Origin of the sequence: Clostridium chromiireducens, assembly GCF_002029255.1 — a bacterium.
Lineage (GTDB): Bacteria > Bacillota > Clostridia > Clostridiales > Clostridiaceae > Clostridium > Clostridium chromiireducens.
This window is the reverse complement of sequence record NZ_MZGT01000001.1, coordinates 36,272-57,861: the sequence shown is the minus strand read 5'-3', so window position 1 is coordinate 57,861 and position 21,590 is coordinate 36,272. Positions and strand designations below refer to the sequence as shown.

Annotated in this window: 29 protein-coding genes; all 29 read right to left on the bottom strand. The window is 31.9% G+C overall.

What is annotated here, in order from left to right; all coding sequences use genetic code 11:
* Nucleotides 1–171: 171 nt before the first annotated feature.
* The 29 genes from CLCHR_RS00355 to rplF all read right to left on the bottom strand — a co-directional run bounded on the left by CLCHR_RS00355 (nucleotide 172) and on the right by rplF (nucleotide 21,554).
* Nucleotides 172–2,403 (bottom strand): ribonucleoside-diphosphate reductase subunit alpha, encoded by a 2,232-nt coding sequence (locus CLCHR_RS00355; RefSeq protein WP_079437668.1) that lies wholly within the window; start codon nucleotides 2,401–2,403, stop codon nucleotides 172–174.
* A 196-nt stretch (nucleotides 2,404–2,599) separates the two neighbouring features.
* Nucleotides 2,600–3,955, bottom strand: coding sequence for a sensor histidine kinase (locus CLCHR_RS00350; protein WP_079437667.1), 1,356 nt, complete (start codon nucleotides 3,953–3,955; stop codon nucleotides 2,600–2,602).
* Entirely contained in the window at nucleotides 3,927–4,619 is a 693-nt protein-coding gene (locus CLCHR_RS00345) for a response regulator transcription factor (RefSeq protein WP_079437666.1), read from the bottom strand. The genes CLCHR_RS00350 and CLCHR_RS00345 overlap by 29 nt, the downstream gene beginning before the upstream one ends.
* Nucleotides 4,620–4,685: 66 nt before the next feature.
* Nucleotides 4,686–5,462, bottom strand: coding sequence for a tetratricopeptide repeat protein (locus tag CLCHR_RS00340; RefSeq protein WP_079437665.1), 777 nt, complete (start codon nucleotides 5,460–5,462; stop codon nucleotides 4,686–4,688).
* Between the two features lie 42 nt (nucleotides 5,463–5,504).
* Nucleotides 5,505–6,062 (bottom strand): Fe-S-containing hydro-lyase, encoded by a 558-nt coding sequence (locus tag CLCHR_RS00335; protein ID WP_079437664.1) that lies wholly within the window; start codon nucleotides 6,060–6,062, stop codon nucleotides 5,505–5,507.
* Nucleotides 6,063–6,229: 167 nt separating this feature from the next.
* Nucleotides 6,230–7,072, bottom strand: a complete 843-nt coding sequence (locus tag CLCHR_RS00330) for a fumarate hydratase (protein ID WP_079437663.1) — start codon at nucleotides 7,070–7,072, stop codon at nucleotides 6,230–6,232.
* 474 nt (nucleotides 7,073–7,546) lie between these two features.
* The gene (cwlD, locus tag CLCHR_RS00320) at nucleotides 7,547–8,230 is read right to left on the bottom strand and encodes an N-acetylmuramoyl-L-alanine amidase CwlD (protein ID WP_079437661.1); all 684 of its coding nucleotides are present in this window, start codon (nucleotides 8,228–8,230) and stop codon (nucleotides 7,547–7,549) included.
* Between the two features lie 180 nt (nucleotides 8,231–8,410).
* Nucleotides 8,411–8,803 (bottom strand): 30S ribosomal protein S9, encoded by a 393-nt coding sequence (rpsI, locus tag CLCHR_RS00315; RefSeq protein ID WP_079437660.1) that lies wholly within the window; start codon nucleotides 8,801–8,803, stop codon nucleotides 8,411–8,413.
* Nucleotides 8,804–8,829: 26 nt separating this feature from the next.
* Nucleotides 8,830–9,264: a 50S ribosomal protein L13 gene (rplM, locus tag CLCHR_RS00310; protein WP_011967539.1), complete on the bottom strand. Its 435-nt coding sequence runs from the start codon at nucleotides 9,262–9,264 to the stop codon at nucleotides 8,830–8,832.
* A 156-nt stretch (nucleotides 9,265–9,420) separates the two neighbouring features.
* Nucleotides 9,421–10,155 (bottom strand): tRNA pseudouridine(38-40) synthase TruA, encoded by a 735-nt coding sequence (gene truA, locus CLCHR_RS00305; protein ID WP_079437659.1) that lies wholly within the window; start codon nucleotides 10,153–10,155, stop codon nucleotides 9,421–9,423.
* 20 nt (nucleotides 10,156–10,175) lie between these two features.
* On the bottom strand, nucleotides 10,176–10,976 hold the full coding sequence (locus CLCHR_RS00300) for an energy-coupling factor transporter transmembrane component T family protein (protein WP_079437658.1): 801 nt from the start codon (nucleotides 10,974–10,976) through the stop codon (nucleotides 10,176–10,178).
* Nucleotides 10,977–10,984: 8 nt separating this feature from the next.
* Nucleotides 10,985–11,854: an energy-coupling factor transporter ATPase gene (locus tag CLCHR_RS00295; RefSeq protein WP_079437657.1), complete on the bottom strand. Its 870-nt coding sequence runs from the start codon at nucleotides 11,852–11,854 to the stop codon at nucleotides 10,985–10,987.
* Entirely contained in the window at nucleotides 11,839–12,690 is an 852-nt protein-coding gene (locus CLCHR_RS00290) for an energy-coupling factor transporter ATPase (RefSeq protein ID WP_079437656.1), read from the bottom strand. The genes CLCHR_RS00295 and CLCHR_RS00290 overlap by 16 nt, the downstream gene beginning before the upstream one ends.
* A gap of 235 nt (nucleotides 12,691–12,925) precedes the next feature.
* Complete coding sequence (rplQ, locus tag CLCHR_RS00285; RefSeq protein ID WP_011967534.1) at nucleotides 12,926–13,267, bottom strand: 50S ribosomal protein L17; 342 nt, start codon at nucleotides 13,265–13,267, stop codon at nucleotides 12,926–12,928.
* A 12-nt stretch (nucleotides 13,268–13,279) separates the two neighbouring features.
* Nucleotides 13,280–14,227 carry a DNA-directed RNA polymerase subunit alpha gene (locus CLCHR_RS00280; protein WP_079437655.1) on the bottom strand — a complete coding sequence of 316 codons (948 nt, stop codon included), beginning with the start codon at nucleotides 14,225–14,227 and terminating at the stop codon, nucleotides 13,280–13,282.
* Between the two features lie 102 nt (nucleotides 14,228–14,329).
* The gene (gene rpsD / locus CLCHR_RS00275) at nucleotides 14,330–14,950 is read right to left on the bottom strand and encodes a 30S ribosomal protein S4 (RefSeq protein ID WP_079437654.1); all 621 of its coding nucleotides are present in this window, start codon (nucleotides 14,948–14,950) and stop codon (nucleotides 14,330–14,332) included.
* Nucleotides 14,951–14,980: 30 nt separating this feature from the next.
* A complete protein-coding gene (gene rpsK, locus CLCHR_RS00270; protein WP_079437653.1) occupies nucleotides 14,981–15,376 on the bottom strand; it encodes a 30S ribosomal protein S11 in 396 nt (131 codons plus the stop codon).
* A 15-nt stretch (nucleotides 15,377–15,391) separates the two neighbouring features.
* Nucleotides 15,392–15,760, bottom strand: coding sequence for a 30S ribosomal protein S13 (gene rpsM, locus CLCHR_RS00265; protein WP_011967530.1), 369 nt, complete (start codon nucleotides 15,758–15,760; stop codon nucleotides 15,392–15,394).
* Between the two features lie 209 nt (nucleotides 15,761–15,969).
* A complete protein-coding gene (gene rpmJ / locus CLCHR_RS00260; RefSeq protein WP_003156543.1) occupies nucleotides 15,970–16,083 on the bottom strand; it encodes a 50S ribosomal protein L36 in 114 nt (37 codons plus the stop codon).
* Nucleotides 16,084–16,140: 57 nt separating this feature from the next.
* Nucleotides 16,141–16,359 (bottom strand): translation initiation factor IF-1, encoded by a 219-nt coding sequence (gene infA / locus CLCHR_RS00255; RefSeq protein WP_002582630.1) that lies wholly within the window; start codon nucleotides 16,357–16,359, stop codon nucleotides 16,141–16,143.
* Nucleotides 16,360–16,366: 7 nt separating this feature from the next.
* Complete coding sequence (locus CLCHR_RS00250) at nucleotides 16,367–16,648, bottom strand: KOW domain-containing RNA-binding protein (RefSeq protein WP_079437652.1); 282 nt, start codon at nucleotides 16,646–16,648, stop codon at nucleotides 16,367–16,369.
* 87 nt (nucleotides 16,649–16,735) lie between these two features.
* Nucleotides 16,736–17,485 (bottom strand): type I methionyl aminopeptidase, encoded by a 750-nt coding sequence (gene map, locus CLCHR_RS00245; RefSeq protein WP_079437651.1) that lies wholly within the window; start codon nucleotides 17,483–17,485, stop codon nucleotides 16,736–16,738.
* Nucleotides 17,485–18,135, bottom strand: coding sequence for an adenylate kinase (locus tag CLCHR_RS00240; RefSeq protein ID WP_079437650.1), 651 nt, complete (start codon nucleotides 18,133–18,135; stop codon nucleotides 17,485–17,487). The genes map and CLCHR_RS00240 overlap by 1 nt, the downstream gene beginning before the upstream one ends.
* A gap of 25 nt (nucleotides 18,136–18,160) precedes the next feature.
* Complete coding sequence (secY, locus tag CLCHR_RS00235; protein WP_079437649.1) at nucleotides 18,161–19,462, bottom strand: preprotein translocase subunit SecY; 1,302 nt, start codon at nucleotides 19,460–19,462, stop codon at nucleotides 18,161–18,163.
* A 1-nt stretch (nucleotide 19,463) separates the two neighbouring features.
* Nucleotides 19,464–19,904 carry a 50S ribosomal protein L15 gene (gene rplO / locus CLCHR_RS00230; protein ID WP_011967525.1) on the bottom strand — a complete coding sequence of 147 codons (441 nt, stop codon included), beginning with the start codon at nucleotides 19,902–19,904 and terminating at the stop codon, nucleotides 19,464–19,466.
* Between the two features lie 21 nt (nucleotides 19,905–19,925).
* Nucleotides 19,926–20,105: a 50S ribosomal protein L30 gene (gene rpmD, locus CLCHR_RS00225; RefSeq protein WP_008426606.1), complete on the bottom strand. Its 180-nt coding sequence runs from the start codon at nucleotides 20,103–20,105 to the stop codon at nucleotides 19,926–19,928.
* An 11-nt stretch (nucleotides 20,106–20,116) separates the two neighbouring features.
* Complete coding sequence (gene rpsE, locus CLCHR_RS00220) at nucleotides 20,117–20,614, bottom strand: 30S ribosomal protein S5 (protein WP_079437648.1); 498 nt, start codon at nucleotides 20,612–20,614, stop codon at nucleotides 20,117–20,119.
* Between the two features lie 19 nt (nucleotides 20,615–20,633).
* Nucleotides 20,634–20,993 (bottom strand): 50S ribosomal protein L18, encoded by a 360-nt coding sequence (gene rplR, locus CLCHR_RS00215; RefSeq protein WP_079437647.1) that lies wholly within the window; start codon nucleotides 20,991–20,993, stop codon nucleotides 20,634–20,636.
* Nucleotides 20,994–21,011: 18 nt separating this feature from the next.
* On the bottom strand, nucleotides 21,012–21,554 hold the full coding sequence (gene rplF, locus CLCHR_RS00210) for a 50S ribosomal protein L6 (RefSeq protein ID WP_079437646.1): 543 nt from the start codon (nucleotides 21,552–21,554) through the stop codon (nucleotides 21,012–21,014).
* Nucleotides 21,555–21,590: the final 36 nt, after the last annotated feature.

Sequence of the window (21,590 nt, the reverse complement as noted above, 5' to 3'; positions counted from 1 at the left end):
GTTAATTCTCCTGTTCTTGTATCATATTTAAAAAATTGACTCTTATTTATCTACTTTCGCCTTGCATAAGTTCCGCCGGCCAAATACACGATTTGGAGCGCCCTAAAGGAAACTCGACTCGCAATTCACTCGCTGAGTAAGCGATTCACACCAAATCATTTTTTAAAGAAGTTAAGCTGAACATGTTTCACATTCAGTTACTTCTAGTGATTTTGATCTAACATAATAAATAGATTTAACCCCACTCTTGCAAGCCTGTATATATAAGTTCATTATCTGCCTCATAGTATAATTATTTGTTATGTAAAGATTAAATGATTGACCTTGATCTATATGTCTTTGGCGTATACCATTCATTTTTACTGACCATGTTTGCTCTATATTGTAAGCAGAATTATAATACCAGTAATTTTCTTCTGAAAGATTTGGTGCTGTCTTCGGAATTATACTACCTTTTTTCTCTTCTAAATAAAATCTAGCCATAATAGGATCAATTCCTTCCGACGTTCCTGCAATAGTTGCTGTTGATCCATTTGGTGCTATAGCGATTAAGTATCCATTCCTCATTCCAAATTCATTAACCTGAACTCTTAACTCATTCCATCTTATATCATTATATTTTCTCAATTCAAAATAATTACCATTATCCCAATCAGATCCTGTAAATAATTCATAAGCTCCCTTTTCTTTTGATATTTCCATACTTGCTTTTATGGCAAAATAGTTTATTTTTTCATAGACTGCATCTGTAAAACTTTTATGTTCCTCTTCTGTCCAATGAATCTTATTGTTAGCAAGCATATGATGATATCCACTTGTACCAAGCCCTACCGCTCTATATTTTTTATTTGTAATCTCAGCAAATGGGACAGAGTAATAATTTAGATCTATAACATTATCCATAGCTCTAACTTGAGTCTCTATTACATACTCCATTTCTTCATCATTTAGAACATCTACATTACCAAGGACTACTGATGATAGATTACATACAACGAAATCTCCTGGTACTATCTTTTCTACTACTGTATAACAATCGTCTTCCTTTAATATCTGGCTCTTTTGCATTGTCATTGGACTCATATTCTGCATTATTTCCGTACATAAATTTGAGGAATATATCATCCCTTTATGCTTATTTGGATTCATTTTATTTGCAGTATCTCTATAAAATGCAAATGGTGCTCCTGTTTCAGCTGCACTCTTAATAATTAATCTAACCAAGTCCTTTACAGACATTATTCGTTTTTCTATTCTCTCATCATTAACACATTCATAATATTTTTCTTCCCATTCTTCACCATAAAAATCTTCTAAAGCGTATCCTTTAATAGATTTAATTTCATATGGACACATCATATACCAATCAGCATCTATGTCATTTTCAGCAAGCCTCCAAAATAAATCCGGATAACAAAGACCTGGGAATACATCATGAGCCTTCTTTCTATCATCTCCATTATTAGTTCTTATTTGAAGAAATTCAGGAATATCCTTATGCCATGCATCAAGCCATATAGCAACAGATCCATTTCTAACACCTAATTGATCCACAGCTATAGCTGTATCATTAAATAATTTGACCCAAGGAATTATTCCTCCTGACGCTCCTTTAAATCCTCTAATAGGAGAACCTAATGCTCTGATTTTTCCCATATAGATTCCCATACCTCCACCAAATTTCGATACCTTAGCAAAATTATCAAGTGATTTATAAATTCCTTCTAAGCTATCTTCTACAGAATCTACAAAACATGAACTTAACTGATAAAATGGTTTTCTTGCATTAGACATTGTTGGTGTCGCCATGGTTGCCTTTAAAGAACTTAACACATCATAAAATCTCTTTGCCCAATATACCCTATTCTCTTTCTTTTCAGGAATAGCAAGATGCATAGCTATTCCCATAAACATTTGTTGAGGAAGTTCAATAGCATCCCTATTATAATCCTGAACTAAATATCTCTTTGATAAAAGATTTATTCCACTATAATTAAATAAAAAGTCCCGTTCCCCTTTTATCTCCTTCTCTAACTCTAAAATATCCTCTTTTGAATAATTCTCAAGAATATATTCTCCATACAGACCTCTACTAGTTAAATCTTTTATAAATTCATAATAATTTTTGTATAAATCTGCTTCTTTATCTAAGTTTCTAATAGACCTTATCTTATTATACAATTCATATGTATATACCTTAGCCGCTACATATTGCCAATTCGGCTCCATATCTGTAGTTAATTCTAATGAAACTTGAATTAATGATTTCCTTATATCACTACTGTTCATTCCATCTCTAATAATATGATCTAATGCAGCTAATAATTTTTCCTCAGTATAAACTCCTTCTTTATCTTTAATTTCAGAAATTGCATCCTTGCATAGTTGATTTATAGTTGACATCTTCTAATCTTCCTCCACCACATATTGTGTTTTTTATATATAATTCATATCTTATATACAACATATTGTATATTATAATTGTTGATATAATATTTGTAAAACGCTAAAATTTATAGATATGTATGAAAAAAGTAGTTAATCTTTAATTTTACATAGATTAACTACTTAATTGATATATTTTGTTTATTAATATCTACTATCCCTTACTTAAAGGAAGTATTAGATAAATTTTAAACATATCTCCTTCTTTTTTTATCTTAACTTCTCCACCATGAAGTTCAACTATACTCTTAGTTATGGCAAGACCTAATCCTGAACCTTCAATTTTTGAGTTTCTGGATTTATCACCTCTTGCAAAACGTTCAAACATTTCATCTTCATTAAAGTCCATTTCATAATTTGATATATTTTTTACGCCAATTATAATATAATCATTTTCTGATTTAATGTCTATATATACTCTAGTATTATTTAGAGAATATTTCAAAGCATTGATTATTATATTTTCTATCGCTCTAGACATCATCTTACCATCAAGTTCCATGTATACTGCATCTTCTTCACTTGTCACTTTAAAAGATATGTTTTTTTCTTCATATAAAGTGCTATATTCCCCTACTCCCTGATATATTAAAGATAAAATATCTATTAGTTCTCTGTTTAATTTAATCTTCCCACTATTAATCTTTGACATTTCAAATAGATCCTCAATTAAAGCCTTTAATTTTAAAGATTTTTTTTCTAAGATTAATAAATATTCTGCTCTTTCTTCTTCTGTTATATCGCTACTCTTTAGTATGTTTACATAATTAATTATCGAAGTTAATGGGGTTTTTAAATCATGGGATACATTAGATATTAATTCAGTCTTTAACTTCTCATTATGAACACCATTTTCTAAAATTTCCTTATACCCAGCTTTTAACAAATTGATATTTTCTGCTAACTCTTTTATAGCAGGCGAACCATCTAGTTTAATATCCTCTTGTAAATTCCCTTCACAAACTTTCCTCAGCGCATCATTTACCACAATAATATCTAAAGTCTTTTTTAGTGCATACATCATTGTAAGAAATAGTATAATAATAACAAATATACTACCTTTAAAGGGATACGTCTGAAAGAATCTAACAAATATATTGTTTTCGTATCCACCAGTGGCTAAAAAATATAAATATACGATTAGTAGTATCATTGCTAAAGATACGGATATTAATAAGGTATTCCTTGTTTCCTTATATTGCAATCCTTTTTTCATTACAAAGATCATATTGTTTATGAAATTAGATTGAATTTTGGGCGATTTAGGATTCTTTTTAACTATAAGAAAAGCCTTTGCGATGAACCCCATATATATACAGAACAATGCGCTTAACCCCAATGCATTACTTCTAATTTTGTCTGCAGCTAAATCGTGTTGTGCCTTATTTATCTGTATATAATCTCCTAAAATTGAAAATAGAATTAATGTTATTAGCGCTATAATCAATATATCTATTAAGTAAATACTGCTAAAATATACTTTAATCTTCCTTCTCAATCTTATATCCAATTCCCCACACCACCTTAATATATTCAGGCTCTTTTGTGTTAATCTCAATCTTCTCTCTTATTCTTCTAATGTGGACCGTAACTGTATTTTCGCTTTTATAAAATATTTCTTCCCATACATTTTCATATATTTCTTTTATAGAAAATACTTTTCCTAAGTTTGATGCCAATAGGTGAAGTATCTTGTATTCTGTAGCTGTTACTTTAACCTCTTCTCCCCTTAATGTAATTTTTTTAGCAATAGTGTCTATAACTAAATCCTTAACCTTAATTATATCCTTTCCCTCTTCAACGCTTAATGGCTTTTCATATCGTCTAAGTTGTGATTTAACTCTTGCCACAAGCTCTAGATGATTAAACGGCTTAGTTATATAATCATCTGCACCTACATTTAATCCTAATATCTTATCTGAATCCTCACCCTTTGCAGATAGCATTATTATAGGTAAATTTAGTTTTTCCCTTATTTTCAAGCAGGTACGTATTCCATCAAGCCTAGGCATCATTATATCTAATATTATTAAATGTATCTTCTCATCTTCAAGAATATCCAAAGCTTCTAGACCATCTTCAGCTTTAAACACTTTTAAGTTTTCGCCTCTTAAATATATTTCAATTGCATCTCGTATTTCCTTTTCATCGTCAACTACTAATACGTTAAACATGTTAATTCCTCCTAAAGCCACTTTTATAAAGTATATTACTAATCCCTGTTGAACCTATAAATTTGATCAATTATATACTGCATTTTGAAATTCCTTTGAATTTTTGACCGGATTAAAATCCTCTTCATTCTTTGCTACTTCCTTAACACCCGAATCCAACTTTATTGCTTTATTTAAGTATATCATTGTATTCTTAACATCCCCTCTTCTTCCATAGATAGATGCTATCCCATAATAACTCCATACATACTCTTCAATTTCTAATGCTTTATTATACCACTCTAATGCTTTATCCATATTTCCATATACCTCATATACGAGTGCTTTATTAAATCGTGCATAGCCATAGTTACTATTTATATTAAGAGACTTATCTATATCATTCATGCCACCATCATAATCACCATTATAAGCTTTTGAAATTCCTCTTATATTATATCCCATGGCATTGCCAGGAAACTCACTTACAAGATCATTCGCTTTACTAATTGCTTTAGAATATTCATGAGAAAAAAATAACTTATAAGCTTCATTATATAATTCATTTTCTTTGGATGAATATTCCTTCTCCTTATTCAATTGGTTCTTACTACTAGAACTATCAATTATTTCAGCATCTTTTTCAATAGTTTTGTTTAATTTTTCCTCACTTCCACTATTGCTTGATTCTTCTTTACTTTGAGGGCTGATTGCCTCTTCTTGCCTTTCATCATTACCTTGGATGCTTCTATTTCTTCTATTTTCTAATAACTGATAAGATATTACCCCTAGGGCAATTAGCACTAAAATAATTAATAGCATTCTCTTACTTTTCTCTTTTCCTAGCAACTTGATTCTATCCATATGTTTCTCCTTTTTCTTAATATGGCTTTACACTAACTTCCCTTACTTAGCTGAATTTAAATACTCTTGCTGCCCAATATCATAAAGATTGTTTCCATTAGCATCTATAATGACAACTAGTGGCATATCTTTAATTTCCATTTTCCTTATAGCTTCAGCACCTAAATCTTCATATGCTATCACTTCTGATTTGATAATGCTTTTTCCTATTAGTGCAGCTGCACCCCCAATAGCACCAAAATAAATAGCTTTATTTCTTTTTATTGCATCAATTACTTCATCATTTCGCGCACCTTTACCAATCATACCTCTTAATCCAAGATCCATTAATGTAGGTGCATATGCATCCATTCTATAGCTAGTAGTAGGTCCTGCAGATCCTATTACTTTTCCAGGCTTTGCTGGTGATGGTCCAACATAGTATATTGTTTCATCTTTTATGCTTAAAGGTAGCTCTTTTCCTTCATTAAGCAAATCTATTAATCTTTTATGAGCTGCATCTCTCGCGGAATAAATTACTCCACTTAGTAACACACTGTCTCCTGCCTTTAAATTTTGTATTTTATCTTCTGTAAGAGGTGTTTTCAACTTTATTTCCATTATTCTTTCCTCCAGCGCCGTAATAATTTTAAAATTTACACTTATCTTTAAATATGTAACCCAATATACAAGTATTAATTGCTTGAAATAATAACATATAAATCAATTATAAATTGACTTCTCTATTTCACATAAAATACTAGCATTAATAATTATATCCTAATATTTTATATTATAACTTCTTTATGTCTTGTAGCGTGACAGTTTATATTTACTGCAACCGGCAATCCTGCAATATGAGTTGGATATGTTTCAATATTCAACCCCAAAGCTGTAGTTCTTCCTCCGAAACCTTGTGGACCGATTCCTAGTTCATTTATTTTTTCCAATAACTCTATTTCCAATTCCTTATAGAAATCATCATTATTTCTAATATTTATAGGCCTAAGCAATGCCTTTTTAGCAAGATATGCTGCTTTATCAAAAGTCCCTCCTATTCCGACACCTACAACCATTGGTGGGCATGGATTAGGACCTGCAGATTTAACTGTATCTATTATAAATTTCTTAACACCTTCTAATCCATCTGAAGGTTTAAGCATACCTATTTTACTCATATTTTCCGATCCAAATCCTTTTGGTGCTAGGGTTATTTTGATTTTATCTCCATCAACTATATCATAATATATCACAGCTGGTGTATTATCCTTAGTATTTATTCTTTTAATAGGGTCTCCTACAACTGACTTTCTTAAAAAGCCTTCCTCATAACCTCTACGTACCCCTTCATTAATAGCATCCTCTATTCTCCCTCCAACCAAATGGACATCTTGTCCTATTTCTACAAAAACACAAGCCATACCCGTATCTTGACACATAGGCATTTGTTCATTACTTGCAATTTCAGAGTTAATTATTATCTTATCTAAGACTTCTGATGCTAATTTCCATGGCTCTTCTTCTCTAGACTTTTGCAATGCATCTTTAATGTCTGATCCTAAAAAATAATTTGACTCGATAGATAAATTTCTCACAGCACTTGCTACTAATTCAACATTAATTTCTCTCATTAATACAGCTCCTCTACTCTTTGCTTTCAATAAGAATAGAATTGCTATTTAATATTAATCCTATTCTTATTTTTAAACTTATTACTACATATAAGTTTAAAAGCATTTCTCTCTATTTACAACCCTAAATAAACTTATATTTGTACTTACAATTCAGTGATAATATCTCACAGTAAATTTTTGAATTAATATATAATAATAGATAACACATATATTAATAATATGGTCAATATTTTTATTCTATACTTTCATATTTATGTTCTGACGCTACTATACTTAAATATAGTCAATTTATCCTGCAGGAGGGTTCATCAATGGGTAACAGTTATAATAATACTTTAAATAAAATTCTAACAGTAATAATTTACTTTTTAGTTATAGTTTTAATTTGTTTAATTCTATATAACTTAATTTTATTAATTAATAGAACTTACTCTTCAAATAGAACACCAACTAACAGTATTAAAGTTGGACCTATTTCTCTGAATATAAATCATTAGTCTTTCTACTCTCAAAATACTTATTAACGCCAGCAAGTATTCCTTCTACTATTTTACTTTGGTGCTCATCACTCTTTAGTTTTTGTTCTTCTTCATAGTTTGATAGAAAACCACATTCAACAAGTACACATGCACCTTCATAACCATCTCGTAGTATCTTATATTGATCTCTAGCCGCTTTTGGAACTCTTTTATTTTTATCGTCTATTGTTTCTTTTAGCGAAACTTGAATATTTTCAGCTAAAATTTTACTATTATCATTAGACGAATACCAAACCTGGGCACCGAAGCAATTTGCTTGTGGAAACATATTTTGGTGTATAGAAATAAATATATCACATTTAGTGTCTTTCTTCATTTGACATCTTGCACCTAAGTCCTTCGCCTTTTTAGAAGATAACTCAGAATCTTCTTCTCGCGTCATATAAACTTTGTACCCTCGATCCTCTAACTGCTTCTTTAATTTCGTAGATATTGCTAAATTTATATCCTTTTCTATTGTCCCATTTTTTGATTTAGCTCCTCCATCAATTCCTCCGTGACCTGGATCTATTAATATAATATTCTGAATTTTATTTTCGTCTGCATTTACTCTTACTGGTACTCCGAATATTAAACAGATTATACAAAATAGCATCACAATTCTTTTGATTTTCATTTTAATTATTCCTCCAATTATTTTTATTCTAAAGATATTGTTTGCTATCTAACTATAATTATTCAAATTCATTTATAATAATTTCTTTGCTTGCATTATACAGCTGTTACCATGAAAATAATTATTTATAATAAAAAAGATTCCACAAACATAAAGTTTGTGGAATCTGCACTCCAAATACTATCTCTTTGAGAATTGTGGAGCTCTTCTTGCTGCTTTAAGACCGTATTTCTTTCTTTCCTTCATTCTTGGATCTCTAGTTAAGAATCCAGCCTTCTTTAATTCTGACTTTAAAGCTTCATCTGATTTAACTAGTGCTCTAGCTATACCATGTCTGATAGCTCCTGCTTGACCTGTAAATCCACCACCGTGAACATTTACTAAAACGTCAAATCTATCTTTAGTTCCAGTTAAAACTAATGGTTGGTTTACGATAACTCTTAATGTTTCTAAACCAAAAAAGCTTTCTATTTCTCTTTTATTCACAACAACCTTACCACTTCCTGGTACAAGTCTTACTCTTGCAACTGATTTCTTTCTTCTTCCAGTTCCCATGTATTGAACTTTTGCCATTTCTTTTTCCTCCTCCCGAGATCGTATTAGTATCTTAATTCTAGTACTTCTGGTTTTTGAGCTGCATGATTATGTTCAGCACCTCTATATACGTTTAATTTCTTTAACATTTGTCTTCCTAATACACCATTTGGAAGCATTCTTCTTACAGCTTCTTCAAAAGCGAATTCAGGTTTTTTGTCTAATACTACTCTATAAGGAGTTTCCTTTAATCCGCCTGGATATAAACTATGTTTTCTCATTAATTTTTGGTCTAACTTCTTACCAGTTAATACAACCTTTTCTGCGTTAATTACAATAACAAAATCTCCGCAGTCAACATTAGGTGTAAAAGTTGGTTTATTTTTACCTCTTAAAATTGAAGCAACTTGGCTAGCAACTCTACCTAGTGGCTTACCAGCAGCATCAACAACATACCATTTTCTTTCAATTTCACTTGCTTTTGCAATGTATGATTTCATCTGTTTCCCTCCCTGAACTTACATTAATTATTTACTTTTCTAAGTAAAATTTTTTATGTCAAGACCCGGGGCTAGTGGATCTTATATACATAAATGATTTAACAAACAAACTTATTATAATACACGCACACGGGCGTGTCAACATTTTTTTGCCATTTAATAAAAAACTTTTTCTAATACCAACCCATTTGGAGGCACGCACATTCCAGCTCGTTTTCTATTGCCCTCGATTATTATCTTCTCGATTTCTTCTGCTTTTAATTTTCCATTACCTATTTTTAGTAATGTTCCTACTATAATTCTTACCATATTGTATAAAAAACCGTCAGCAGTTATAAATATTTTTATTCTATCCCCTTTTTGTTCAATATAAAGCTCCTTAATATTTCTTACAGTTGTTTTTATTGAGCTCCCTGGAGACATAAATGCCCTAAAATCGTGACTACCCATGAAATATTGACAAGCTTTCTTCATTTCATCAATATTCAAGTTATATCTATAATGATATAAATACTGATGTCCTAAAGATAATCTTTCATATCTATTTACAATAGTATAAGAGTATGTCTTTCCTTTTGACGAATATCGAGCATGAAAATTCTCTTCCACTTCTTCTGATTTAATAATAGATACATCTTCAGGTAACCTCGTATTCAAAGCCTCTCTAAATTTATCTCCGGGTATTGTACTATTAGTGATAAAGTTAGCAACCATTTCCCTTGCATGAACACCTGCATCAGTTCTAGAACTTCCATTGATCATAATTTCTTCACCAGTGGCTTTAAATATTGCAGTCTCTATTACCTTCTGAACAGTTCTCCCCTTGGGCTGTCTTTGCCATCCACAAAAGTCACTTCCATCAAATTCAATTATTAATTTTATATTTCTCATTCTATCCTCTTAATTACATATTAATACAATCTAACTGCTAAGCACCATATAAGTAGTATTCCAAAGATGATAAATGCAATCGTATCTCTATATGAAAATTGAAGCATTTTCATTCTAGTTCGTCCAGCTCCACCTCTATATCCTCTTGCTTCCATCGCCATGGCTAATTCATCAGCTCTTCTAAATGAGCTTATAAATAGAGGAACTAACAATGGTACTAGACTCTTAGCCTTCTTAATAATTCCACCAGATTCGAAATCTGCTCCCCTTGCCTTTTGAGCTTTCATTATTTTATCTGTTTCATCTATCAGTGTAGGAATAAATCTTAATGCTATTGTCATCATCATAGCAAGTTCATGAGCTATCTCCTTACCTATTGGTTTAAGTAACTTTTCTATGCCATCTGTTAATTCAATAGGAGACGTAGTTAATGTCAGTAAAGATGTTCCTATAATTAATAAAATTAATCTAATTGCCATAAAAGCAGCAATACTTAAACCTTCTGGATATGCTTTTAAAAAGCCTATACTAAATACTTCAGTACCTTCTGTACCCCTAACCATAAATATATTCATAATAGCTGTTAATGCAACTAGCAAAAATATTGGTTTCAACCCATTGAAAATAAATCTAAATGGAACTTTTGCTATTAAAATCACGCCTAATAAAAATCCTACTATTACTGTATATCCTACAAACTTATTTATTATAAATAAACATGCGATAAAAAGTATAGATAAAACGATTTTTGTTCTAGGGTCTAATTTATGAATAAAGGACTCCCCCGGCAAGTATTGTCCTATTGTAATATTTTTCAACATAACTTTGCCTATTCTCCTTTCACCTTATTTGTATTTAGAATAGACAAGAGTTCTTTCTTGGCTTCTTCTATTGTAAATACATTATCTGAAATATTAAAACCTTTTTTCCTTAACTCTCTAACTAAATATGTTACTTGAGGCACACCAAGCCCTATTTTCTCTAACGTATCTACTTCTTTAAATACCTCTGCTGGAGTCCCTTGTAATTCAACTTTTCCATCATTCATTACAATAATTCTTCCTGCAAATTTTGCAACATCTTCCATACTATGACTAACAATAACAATTGTCATCTTATAGTCCTTATGTAATTTAATTATTTGTTCCAATATATCATCTCTACCTTTAGGATCTAATCCCGCAGTAGGTTCATCTAATATAAGTGTTGTAGGCTGCATTGCCACAACCCCTGCAATTGCAACTCTTCTCTTTTGTCCTCCACTTAAGTCGAATGGTGATTTATCTTTATAGGTTTCATAGTCTAATCCAACCATTTCCATAGACTTAACTACTCTCTCGTGAATCTCCTCATCAGAAAGTCCAAGATTTCTTGGTCCAAATTCAATATCTTTGGCTATAGTCTCTTCAAATAGTTGATATTCAGGATACTGGAATACTAATCCTACCTTTTTTCTAATATTAGTAAGTTTGGCCTTCTTATCTGTAATATCCACTCCGTCAACAATTATTTTTCCACTAGTAGCCTCTAATAATCCATTGAAATGCTGAATTAAAGTTGATTTACCTGATCCAGTATGTCCTATTAAAGCTATAAATTCTCCATCTTCTATATTCAATGACACATTATCTAAAGCAATCTTCTCAAATGGGGTTTTAGGCATATATATATGTGTTAAATTTTCTATTTTAATTGACATAACGCATTCACCATCTCATCTACATTTAATATTTTTTCATTAATATATATTCCTGATTTCTTTAATTCATATGCTAATTCTGTAACTTGTGGAACATCCAACCCTATCTTTTTCATACGTTCTACTTGTGGAAAAATATCCCGTGGAGTACCTTCCATTTTTATTTTTCCGCCATCCATTACTATAATCCTGTCCGCCTGAGCTGCCTCATCCATGTAATGTGTTATTAATACTATAGTAATACCATGTTTTTTATTAAGGTCTTTTATTGTCTTAAGAACTTCTCTTCTTCCTGATGGATCTAACATAGCAGTTGGTTCATCAAAAATTATACATTTAGGTTGTATTGCAAGTATTCCAGCTATAGCAATTCTTTGTTTCTGACCCCCAGATAAAAGATGTGGTGCATGTCTCTTATATTTACTCATCCCCACTTTTTCTAAACTTTCATCGACTCTTTTACGTATTTCTAACGGTTCAATTCCTAGGTTCTCTGGTCCGAAAGCTACATCCTCTTCGACTATTGTTGCAACTAACTGATTATCAGGATTCTGAAATACCATCCCAGCCTTTGACCTAATACTCCATACATTTTGTGGATCACTCGTGTCAAGATTATCTACTACAACAGTACCTTCTGTAGGTACTAAAAGAGCGTTCATATGTTTGGCCATTGTTGACTTACCAGAACCATTATGCCCTAATACAACTAAGAATTCTCCTTTTTTCACTTCTAAATTAACACCATTAACTGCGTATTTCTCTTCTTTTATTCCTTCTGAGTCCTTTATATATTTAAAAGATACATTTGTGCACTTTATCATTTCATCACTCATGACATAACCTCCATGATGTTTTATTATTAATATATTATACAAATGTTTTGCTCCACATAGAGCTATATATGTTCAATTATAAGTTCTATTATATCTTAAAATTCAATACAATCAATAAAAAGCATTGATTTTTACTAAAAATGCAAAAAACCGCTCTATAATATATTAATTTTCTCACATTATAATTTTCTATGTTAAAATGGGGATTAAGTCTAAACTTAATCCCCAATTAGTATTATACTAATTCAAGTATTACTATCTCAGCTCCGTCCCCTCTTCTAGGACCTTTTTTTATGATTCTTGTATATCCGCCATTTCTTTCAGTATACTTTGGAGCTACATTATCAAATAAATTCTTAACAACTAGTTCTTCTTGAACATAAGATAATACTTGTCTTCTAGCATGAAGATCTCCTCTTTTTCCAAGAGTAATCATTTTTTCAGCTATTGATCTAGTTTCTTTAGCTCTTGTTTCAGTTGTCTCGATTTTACCATGTTTTAATAGACTAGTAACAAGATTTCTTAGCATAGCTCTTCTTTGGTCTGTAGGAAGACCTAATTTACGATGACCTGCCATGGATTTACCTCCTTACTCCTCGGTTAGTTTTAAAGCTAAACCTAATTCTTTAAGCTTTCTTTCAACTTCTTCTAACGATTTCTTTCCTAGATTCCTTACTTTCATCATATCATCCATTGATTTCGTTGCAAGTTCTTGTACTGTATTAATTCCGGCTCTCTTTAAGCAGTTATATGATCTAACTGATAAATCAAGTTCTTCTACAGTCATCTCTAGGACTTTTTCTTTTTTATCGTCTTCTTTTTCTATCATTATTTCAACGTCATTAGTATTATCTGTCAATGACATAAATAATTTGAAATGTTCAATAAGTATCTTTGCTGATAAACTAATAGCTTCATCTATTTTTATAGTACCATTAGTCCAAATTTCTAAAGTTAATTTATCATAATCAGTAATTTGACCAACTCTTGTGTTATCAACAGTAAAATTAACTCTTTTTACTGGTGTATAAATAGAATCAACTGCTATAGCTGAGATTGGTAATTCATCACTCTTATTTTTATTCTGAGTAACATAACCTCTTCCCTTATTAACTGTTAATTCCATATAAAGTCTTCCATCGTTATCTAAAGTTGCAATATGTAAATTCTTATTAACAACTTCAACATCACCATCAGTCTTTATATCAGCTCCAGTAATTTCTCCTGGTCCTTTAGCATCAATATAAATAACCTTTGGACCTTCACCATTCATTCTTAGAGCTAATGATTTAATATTAAGAATTAATTCAGTAACATCTTCTTTAACTCCTTGAACAGTAGAAAACTCATGAAGTACTCCATCAATTTTGACAGAGGTTGTTGCAACTCCTGGAAGTGATGATAATAATATTCTTCTTAGGGCATTTCCTAATGTGATACCATATCCTCTTTCAAGTGGCTCAACAACATACTTACCATAAGTACCATCTTCATTAGCTTCTATACATTCTATTATTGGCTTTTCGATTTCTAACATTGACAAACCCTCCTTATTTTAAAAATGGCAACCTTATTATGAGGGCAACTGATTCTATATTTGCATATATTGTGATAAATTTCTCTAACAAATATAAATATATTATTTACTGTATAACTCAACAATAAGCGTTTCGTTAACAGGCACATCTATATCTTCTCTTGATGGCTCTGCAACTACTTTTCCTTCATAGTTATCAACATTAGCTTCTAACCATTTTGGTAAAGTTTTTGGATTTTCAACAAAAGTTTTGAATTTTTCACTTGATCTGCTTTTTTCGCATACAGTAATTGTATCATTAACTGAAACATTATATGAACAAATGTCAACTTTTTTACCATTTATTAAGAAATGACCATGAGTTACTAATTGTCTAGCTTCATTTCTTGATGAACCATAACCTAATCTATAAACTACGTTATCAAGTCTCATTTCTAGTAATTTAAGTAAGTTTTCACCTGTTATACCTTTAATATGCTCAGCTCTTTCATAATATGCTCTAAATTGGCCTTCTAAAACGCCATAAATTCTTCTTGCTTTTTGCTTTTCTCTTAATTGAACACCATAGTTTGATTGCTTCTTCTTGCTTGCTCCATGTTGTCCTGGTGCGTAGCTTCTTCTAACAAAAGCACACTTATCTGTAAAACATCTATCACCTTTAAGGAAAAGTTTCATACCTTCTCTTCTACATAATCTACATGTAGCGCCAGTATATCTTGCCATTAAATTACACCTCCTATTACTACGGTTATATTAGACTCTTCTTCTCTTTGGTGGTCTACAACCATTATGTGGTATTGGAGTAACATCTTTAATTAAAGTTACTTCTAGTCCTGCTGCTTGTAAGGATCTTATAGCTGCTTCTCTTCCTGAACCAGGTCCTTTAACATAAACCTCTATACTTTTTAAGCCGTGTTCCATTGCTACTTTAGCTGCAGTTTCTGCTGCTGCTTGAGCTGCATATGGTGTGCTCTTTCTTGATCCTCTAAAGCCTAGTGCACCTGCACTTGACCATGATAAAGCATTTCCTACTGCGTCTGTTAAAGTAACTATTGAATTATTAAAAGTTGACTTAATGTGTGCAGCGCCATGCTCAACATTTTTTCTTTCTTTTTTTCTTCTAGTTTTCTTAACTGTTTTAGCTGCCATTATCTTCCCTCCTTACTATTTCTTCTTATTAGCTATTGTCTTTTTAGGACCTTTTCTAGTTCTTGCATTAGTCTTAGTTTTTTGTCCTCTAACTGGAAGACCTCTTCTATGTCTAATTCCTCTGTATGATCCTATTTCTACTAATCTCTTGATATTTAAAGCGACATCTCTTCTTAAGTCACCTTCAACCATTAAATTCTTGTTGATATAAGTTCTGATTTCATTAACTTCTTCTTCTGATAAATCCTTAACTCTTGTATCTGGATTAATTCCTGTTACAGCTAAGATTTTTTGTGAAGTTGATAATCCTATCCCATATATATAAGTTAAACCTATTTCAACTCTCTTTTCTCTTGGTAGATCAATACCTGATATTCTTGCCATTAAAATTTACACCTCCTGATAATTGAAATGTATAAAAGTTGATTTTATATTTATAATAAAATTTTAGGTCAATAGATAATTACCATTGCCAGCCGCCCTAAAATTTATTTTTGATTAATTAAACGACTATATAATCATATTTGACTTTTGCTGAAATGTCAATATTATTTACATTTATTTTAATGTAAATAATATTGTAAACTTGATCATTAGCCTTGTTTTTGCTTGTGCTTAGGATTTTCACAGATTACCATTACTTTTCCTTTTCTTCTGATTACTTTGCACTTTTCACAAATAGGCTTAACTGATGGTCTTACTTTCATAGCTAACCCTCCTCATATTACTTTTGTGGTAGAACTTAAATGTAATTTATATCTACCTTATTTTGCTCTCCATGTAATTCTACCTCTTGTTAAATCGTAAGGAGAAAGTTCTACTGTAACTTTATCTCCTGGTAAAATTCTTATGAAGTTCATTCTTAATTTACCCGATATGTGTGCTAAAATCTTATGGCCACTTTCAAGTTCAACTTGAAACATAGCATTTGGTAAAGATTCTAATACCGTACCTTGCATTTCTATAACGTCATCTTTTGACATAAGGTAATCAACCCTCCTTAACAATGCCTCTAAGCTTTAGGAATCTCTTAATCTTTAAATCAGTACTCTTATCGCATGATTGTATTGATGATAAAATCTCATCATCTATATCCTCTAAAATACTTAAGTGTTTAATCTTTTTCTTCTTAGGCATATTAACTAATTTTGTATCCCCATTAGCTAGTAATACATAATTATCATTTATCTGCCTAACAATAACATATAAGTGATCTTTATCTCTTCCTGCTTTCGAAAGTACTACTTTTCCAATCAAGTCATTGTTTTGCAAATTTTTCACCTCAATGATTACCTTAGTATAAATTAACACTACCACAACGGTATTATGCAAATTTATAACTAAGCAACACTCTTTTTTCTACTTAATCAGTGTTAAAATTTCAGGTCCATCTGATAAAATTGCAACTGTATTTTCATAATGTGCTGATAAAGAAGAATCTGCTGTCACAACTGTCCATCCATCTTTCAATGTCTTCACCTTATTAGTACCTGCATTAACCATAGGTTCTATGGCTAATACCATACCCTCAAGCAATTTTGGACCTTTACCAGGTTTGCCGAAATTAGGTACATTTGGATCTTCATGAACCTTACGTCCAATCCCATGCCCTACAAAATCTCTTACAACTGAGAAACCTGCCGCTTCTACGTAGCTTTGTATCTCATGCGATATATCAGTTAATTTATTTCCATCTTCGGCATACTTTATACCTTGAAAGAAACTCTCTCTTGTTATATCTATTAATTTTAGAGCTTCTACTGAAACATTTCCAACGGGATAGGTTCTTGCAGCATCTCCGTGAAATCCATTAAAAAATGCACCACAATCTACGCTAACTATATCACCTTCCCTAAGAACATAATTCCCTGGAAATCCATGTATTACTTGCTCGTTTACTGAAATACATAGTGACGAAGGAAAACCATATAAGCCTTTAAATGAAGGTTTTGCTCCATGCTTAGTTATAAATTCTTCTGCTATTCTATCCAAGTTTGCAGTTGTTACCCCGGGTTTTACCTCTTTTTCAAGCAATAGCAATGTTTCTCCTACTATTCTACCTGCTTTTCTCATTATGGCTATTTCATCATGATTCTTTATGATAATCATTATTTGTTGTTCCCCAACATTTCGCATATTCCTCTGAAAACTTCATTAATAGCTTTCGTTCCATCTACTTCTGATAGCAAGTGTTTATCGCTGTAGAATTCAATTAGTGGTTGTGTTTCTCTTTGATATACATCAAGTCTTTCCTTTACAGTTTCAACTGTATCGTCTTTTCTTTGTATAACTTCGCTTCCACACAAAGCACATTTTCCTTCATGAGTTGGAGGATTAAATTTAACATGATAACTTGCTCCGCAAGATGGACATACTCTTCTACCAGTCATTCTTTCTAAGATAAACTCATTAGGTACCTTTATTAATAATGCAGTATCTAATTGTTCGCCTCTCTCTATAAGAAAGCTGTTAAGAGCATCAGCCTGAGCCACAGTTCTAGGAAAACCATCTAATAAATATCCAGCATTACAATCATCCTGCTGTAGCCTATCTTTAACCATGTTAATAGTTACTTCATCAGGAACTAGCTGACCGTTATCTATATAACCTTTTGCCTCTATTCCTAAAGGAGTGTTTTCAGAAATATTTTTTCTAAAAATATCTCCCGTAGAAATGTGTGGTATTGAATATTTATTACTGATCGATTTAGCCTGTGTTCCCTTTCCAGCTCCAGGAGGACCTAGTAATACTATCTTCACTGGCTTCATCTCCATTTATTCTAATCTATTTAAGAAATCCCTTATAGTGTCTAACCACCATTTGTGACTCCACTTTTCTTGTAAAATCTAATGCAACATTTATAACAATTAATAATCCAGTTCCTGAAAAAGCTATATTTTGAAATTGCGTATAATTTTGAACTAAAACTGGAGTTACAGCTAAAACTGCTGCTAATATCCCTCCAATAAAAGATACTCTATTAAGCACCCTTTCAAAAAATACTGTAGTCTCTTCTCCTGGTCTTACACCTGGCACAAATCCTGCAGATTTATGCAAATTCTCAGACATTTCATCTGGTTTAAATGTGATTTGAGTATAAAACCAATTAAAGAATAAGGTAAGTACTGCATATAACACTACATACATCCAACTTCTCTGGTTGAATATAGATGTAGGATTTGTCAGTATCCATTTTGCCCACTCTTTTTGACCTTCTCCAATTCCACCAAATAATGTTGCAATTGTTTTTGGAAATTCCATTACTGACATAGAAAATATAATCGCAAGAACAGCAGATCCAATTATACTTAATGGGATGTGTGTTGTTGATTGTGCTTTTACCATATTACTATTCCCTGAAGCGAATTTACCTGCATATTGCACAGGTACTCTTCTTTCGGACAAAGAAAAATATAATATAGTGGCAAGCAACAGTACAGCAAATACTCCAAATAATACAATTTCTATAATACTTGCACTTCCTGCTTCCTTAAGTGTAAGCATTGATCCGATTGTTGTTGGAACTCTTGAAATTATATTAACAAATATTAATATAGACGTCCCATTTCCAATACCTTTAACTGTGATTCGATCTCCTAACCACATACAGAATGTTGTTCCAACTACTAAAGCAAAAACAATAATAACTTTTTGAATTGAATTTAATCCAGCTGTTGCTCCACTACTTGAAATTGTTGCATAAATTCCATACGCTAATATGAATGCAATTCCAAGAGATACATAACGTGTTGCATTTTGTATTTTCTTTCTACCAGTATCGCCTTCTTTTGAAAGCTGCTCTAGTTGCGGTATAGCAACAGTTAATAGTTGAATTATAATTGATGCGTTAATATATGGCATAACTCCTAATGCTAAAATACTGGATCTACTAAATGCGCCCCCTGAAAGCATATCATAAAATCCTAATAGTCCTCCAGATTGAGACAGATTTTTCAAATAGTCAGAGTTAATTCCAGGAAGAGGAACATGACTTCCCATCCTGAAAATTGCAACTAGTAATATCGTCCATAAAATCTTTTTTCTAAGTTCAGGAACCTTGAATGCATTACGTAGAGTTTGAAGCACTTTACATCACCTCAACTTTTCCCCCAGCTGCCTCAATCTTTTCTATAGCAGACTTAGAGAACTTACATCCTTTAACCGTTAAGCTTTTTTCTAATGTTCCGTTTCCAAGAATCTTTACTCCGTCTAGAACCTTACTTACAACTCTTCTTTCAAGTAATAATTCTGGAGTAACTTCTGTACCATTTTCAAAGATATTTAATCTGTCAAGATTTATGCTAACAATCTTCTTTGCAAAAATGTTTGTAAAACCTCTCTTAGGAAGTCTTCTATATAAAGGCATTTGACCGCCTTCAAAACCAGGTCTTACGCCACCACCTGATCTTGCATTTTGACCTTTTTCACCTTTACCAGCATTTCTTCCTAAGCCAGAACCAGTACCTCTACCAATTCTTTTAGGTGCTTTCTTGCTACCTGCTGCTGGTTTTAATTCGTGAAGTTTCATATTCAGTGCACCTCCTTATTTTTATACTTCTTCTACTTTTAATAGATATTCTATCTTTTTTATCATACCTTGTACTTGAGGTGTTGCCTCAGGTTCTACTGTTTTTCCTATTTTCTTAAGTCCAAGAGCGTTTGCAGTAGCGATATGGTCTTTCTTTCTACCTATTAAGCTCTTTACTAATGTAACTCTTAATTTAGCCATTGCAATACCTCCTAACCTAATATTTCTTCTACAGATTTGCCTCTTAATTTAGCGATATCTTCAGCTGTTCTTAAACTAGCTAATCCGTTTATTGTAGCATTTACCATGTTGTTTGGATTGTTTGAACCTAATGATTTAGCTCTAACATCCTTTAATCCTGCTAATTCAAGTACTGATCTTGCTGGACCTCCAGCAATAACTCCTGTACCTTCTTTAGCTGGCATAATTAGAACGTTTGAAGTTCCAAATTTACCATTAACTTGGTGAGGAATTGTTGTTCCTACCATTGCAACGCTTACTAAGTTTTTCTTAGCATCTTCTATACCTTTTTTTATTGCTTCTGGGATTTCAATAGATTTACCAGTTCCAACACCAACGTGTCCGTTCTCGTCTCCGACAACAACTAGAGCACTGAATCTGAAGTTTCTACCACCCTTAACAACCTTAGTAACTCTGTTTATGAAAACAACCTTTTCTTTAAGGTCTAGTGTACTAGGATCGATTCTCATTTATTTCCCTCCTTGTTTATTAGAATTTCAAGCCTGCTTCTCTAGCTGCTTGTGCTAATTCTTGAATTCTTCCGTGATATATGTATCCGCCTCTATCAAATACCACTGCATCAATTCCTTTTTCTATAGCTCTTTTAGCTATTGCTTCTCCAACTAGTTTAGCACCTTCTTTATTCCCGCCTTTAGCAGCAAAATCTTTATCTAAACTTGAAGCAGCTACTATTGTTACACCATTTATATCATCAATAACTTGTGCATAAATATTCTTTTCACTCTTAAAAACTGAAAGTCTTGGTCTTTCCGCAGTACCAAAAACTTTTTTACGAACTCTAAGGTGACGTTTTTCTCTGCTCGCCTTTTTGTCTACCTTCTTGAACATAAAACTCACTCCTTTCTATTATTTCTTACCAGTCTTACCTTCTTTACGTCTGATCACTTCATTTTCGTATTTAATACCTTTACCCTTGTATGGTTCTGGTACTCTCCATTTTCTTATATCTGCTGCTGCAAATCCAACTTTTTCTTTGTCGATTCCGCTTACTATTACTCTAGTTGCAGCTGGAGTCTCAAATGTGATTCCGTCAATAGGTTCAATTTCAACTGGATGTGAATATCCAAGGTTCATCACAAGTTTCTTTCCTTGTAATTGAGCTCTATAACCAACACCAACTAAATCTAATGTCTTTTGGTAACCTTGTTTAACTCCAATTACCATATTATTAATTAATGCTCTTGTTAAACCATGAAGAGCTCTGTGATCTTTTTGTTCACTATGTCTAGTAACAATTACTTCATTGTTTTCAACAGCTATGCTAATATCTTTGTGCATAGTTTTAACTAGTTCGCCTTTTGGTCCCTTAACTGTAACAACGTTGTCTGGTGTTACAGTAACAGTTACATCAGAAGGGATAGCTATTGGTAATCTACCTACTCTTGACATAATTGCACCTCCTATATTATTTCAAAATTGCATTTT

Bases quoted from the DNA above. Each gene is read 5' to 3' on its own strand.
- CLCHR_RS00355 (WP_079437668.1), bottom strand. From the start codon at position 2,403: ATGTCAACTATAAATCAACTATGCAAGGATGCAATTTCTGAAATTAAA.
- CLCHR_RS00345 (WP_079437666.1), bottom strand. From the start codon at position 4,619: ATGTTTAACGTATTAGTAGTTGACGATGAAAAGGAAATACGAGATGCA.
- CLCHR_RS00340 (WP_079437665.1), bottom strand. From the start codon at position 5,462: ATGGATAGAATCAAGTTGCTAGGAAAAGAGAAAAGTAAGAGAATGCTA.
- CLCHR_RS00335 (WP_079437664.1), bottom strand. From the start codon at position 6,062: ATGGAAATAAAGTTGAAAACACCTCTTACAGAAGATAAAATACAAAAT.
- CLCHR_RS00330 (WP_079437663.1), bottom strand. From the start codon at position 7,072: ATGAGAGAAATTAATGTTGAATTAGTAGCAAGTGCTGTGAGAAATTTA.
- cwlD (WP_079437661.1), bottom strand. From the start codon at position 8,230: ATGAAAATCAAAAGAATTGTGATGCTATTTTGTATAATCTGTTTAATA.
- rpsI (WP_079437660.1), bottom strand. From the start codon at position 8,803: ATGGCAAAAGTTCAATACATGGGAACTGGAAGAAGAAAGAAATCAGTT.
- rplM (WP_011967539.1), bottom strand. From the start codon at position 9,264: ATGAAATCATACATTGCAAAAGCAAGTGAAATTGAAAGAAAATGGTAT.
- truA (WP_079437659.1), bottom strand. From the start codon at position 10,155: ATGAGAAATATAAAATTAATAATTGAATTTGATGGAAGTGACTTTTGT.
- CLCHR_RS00300 (WP_079437658.1), bottom strand. From the start codon at position 10,976: ATGTTGAAAAATATTACAATAGGACAATACTTGCCGGGGGAGTCCTTT.
- CLCHR_RS00295 (WP_079437657.1), bottom strand. From the start codon at position 11,854: ATGTCAATTAAAATAGAAAATTTAACACATATATATATGCCTAAAACC.
- CLCHR_RS00290 (WP_079437656.1), bottom strand. From the start codon at position 12,690: ATGAGTGATGAAATGATAAAGTGCACAAATGTATCTTTTAAATATATA.
- rplQ (WP_011967534.1), bottom strand. From the start codon at position 13,267: ATGGCAGGTCATCGTAAATTAGGTCTTCCTACAGACCAAAGAAGAGCT.
- CLCHR_RS00280 (WP_079437655.1), bottom strand. From the start codon at position 14,227: ATGTTAGAAATCGAAAAGCCAATAATAGAATGTATAGAAGCTAATGAA.
- rpsD (WP_079437654.1), bottom strand. From the start codon at position 14,950: ATGGCAAGATATACTGGCGCTACATGTAGATTATGTAGAAGAGAAGGT.
- rpsK (WP_079437653.1), bottom strand. From the start codon at position 15,376: ATGGCAGCTAAAACAGTTAAGAAAACTAGAAGAAAAAAAGAAAGAAAA.
- rpsM (WP_011967530.1), bottom strand. From the start codon at position 15,760: ATGGCAAGAATATCAGGTATTGATCTACCAAGAGAAAAGAGAGTTGAA.
- rpmJ (WP_003156543.1), bottom strand. From the start codon at position 16,083: ATGAAAGTAAGACCATCAGTTAAGCCTATTTGTGAAAAGTGCAAAGTA.
- infA (WP_002582630.1), bottom strand. From the start codon at position 16,359: ATGTCAAAAGATGACGTTATAGAAATGCAAGGTACGGTATTAGAATCT.
- map (WP_079437651.1), bottom strand. From the start codon at position 17,485: ATGATTATCATAAAGAATCATGATGAAATAGCCATAATGAGAAAAGCA.
- rplO (WP_011967525.1), bottom strand. From the start codon at position 19,904: ATGAAACTTCACGAATTAAAACCAGCAGCAGGTAGCAAGAAAGCACCT.
- rpmD (WP_008426606.1), bottom strand. From the start codon at position 20,105: ATGGCTAAATTAAGAGTTACATTAGTAAAGAGCTTAATAGGTAGAAAG.
- rpsE (WP_079437648.1), bottom strand. From the start codon at position 20,614: ATGAGAATCGATCCTAGTACACTAGACCTTAAAGAAAAGGTTGTTTTC.
- rplR (WP_079437647.1), bottom strand. From the start codon at position 20,993: ATGTTCAAGAAGGTAGACAAAAAGGCGAGCAGAGAAAAACGTCACCTT.
- rplF (WP_079437646.1), bottom strand. From the start codon at position 21,554: ATGTCAAGAGTAGGTAGATTACCAATAGCTATCCCTTCTGATGTAACT.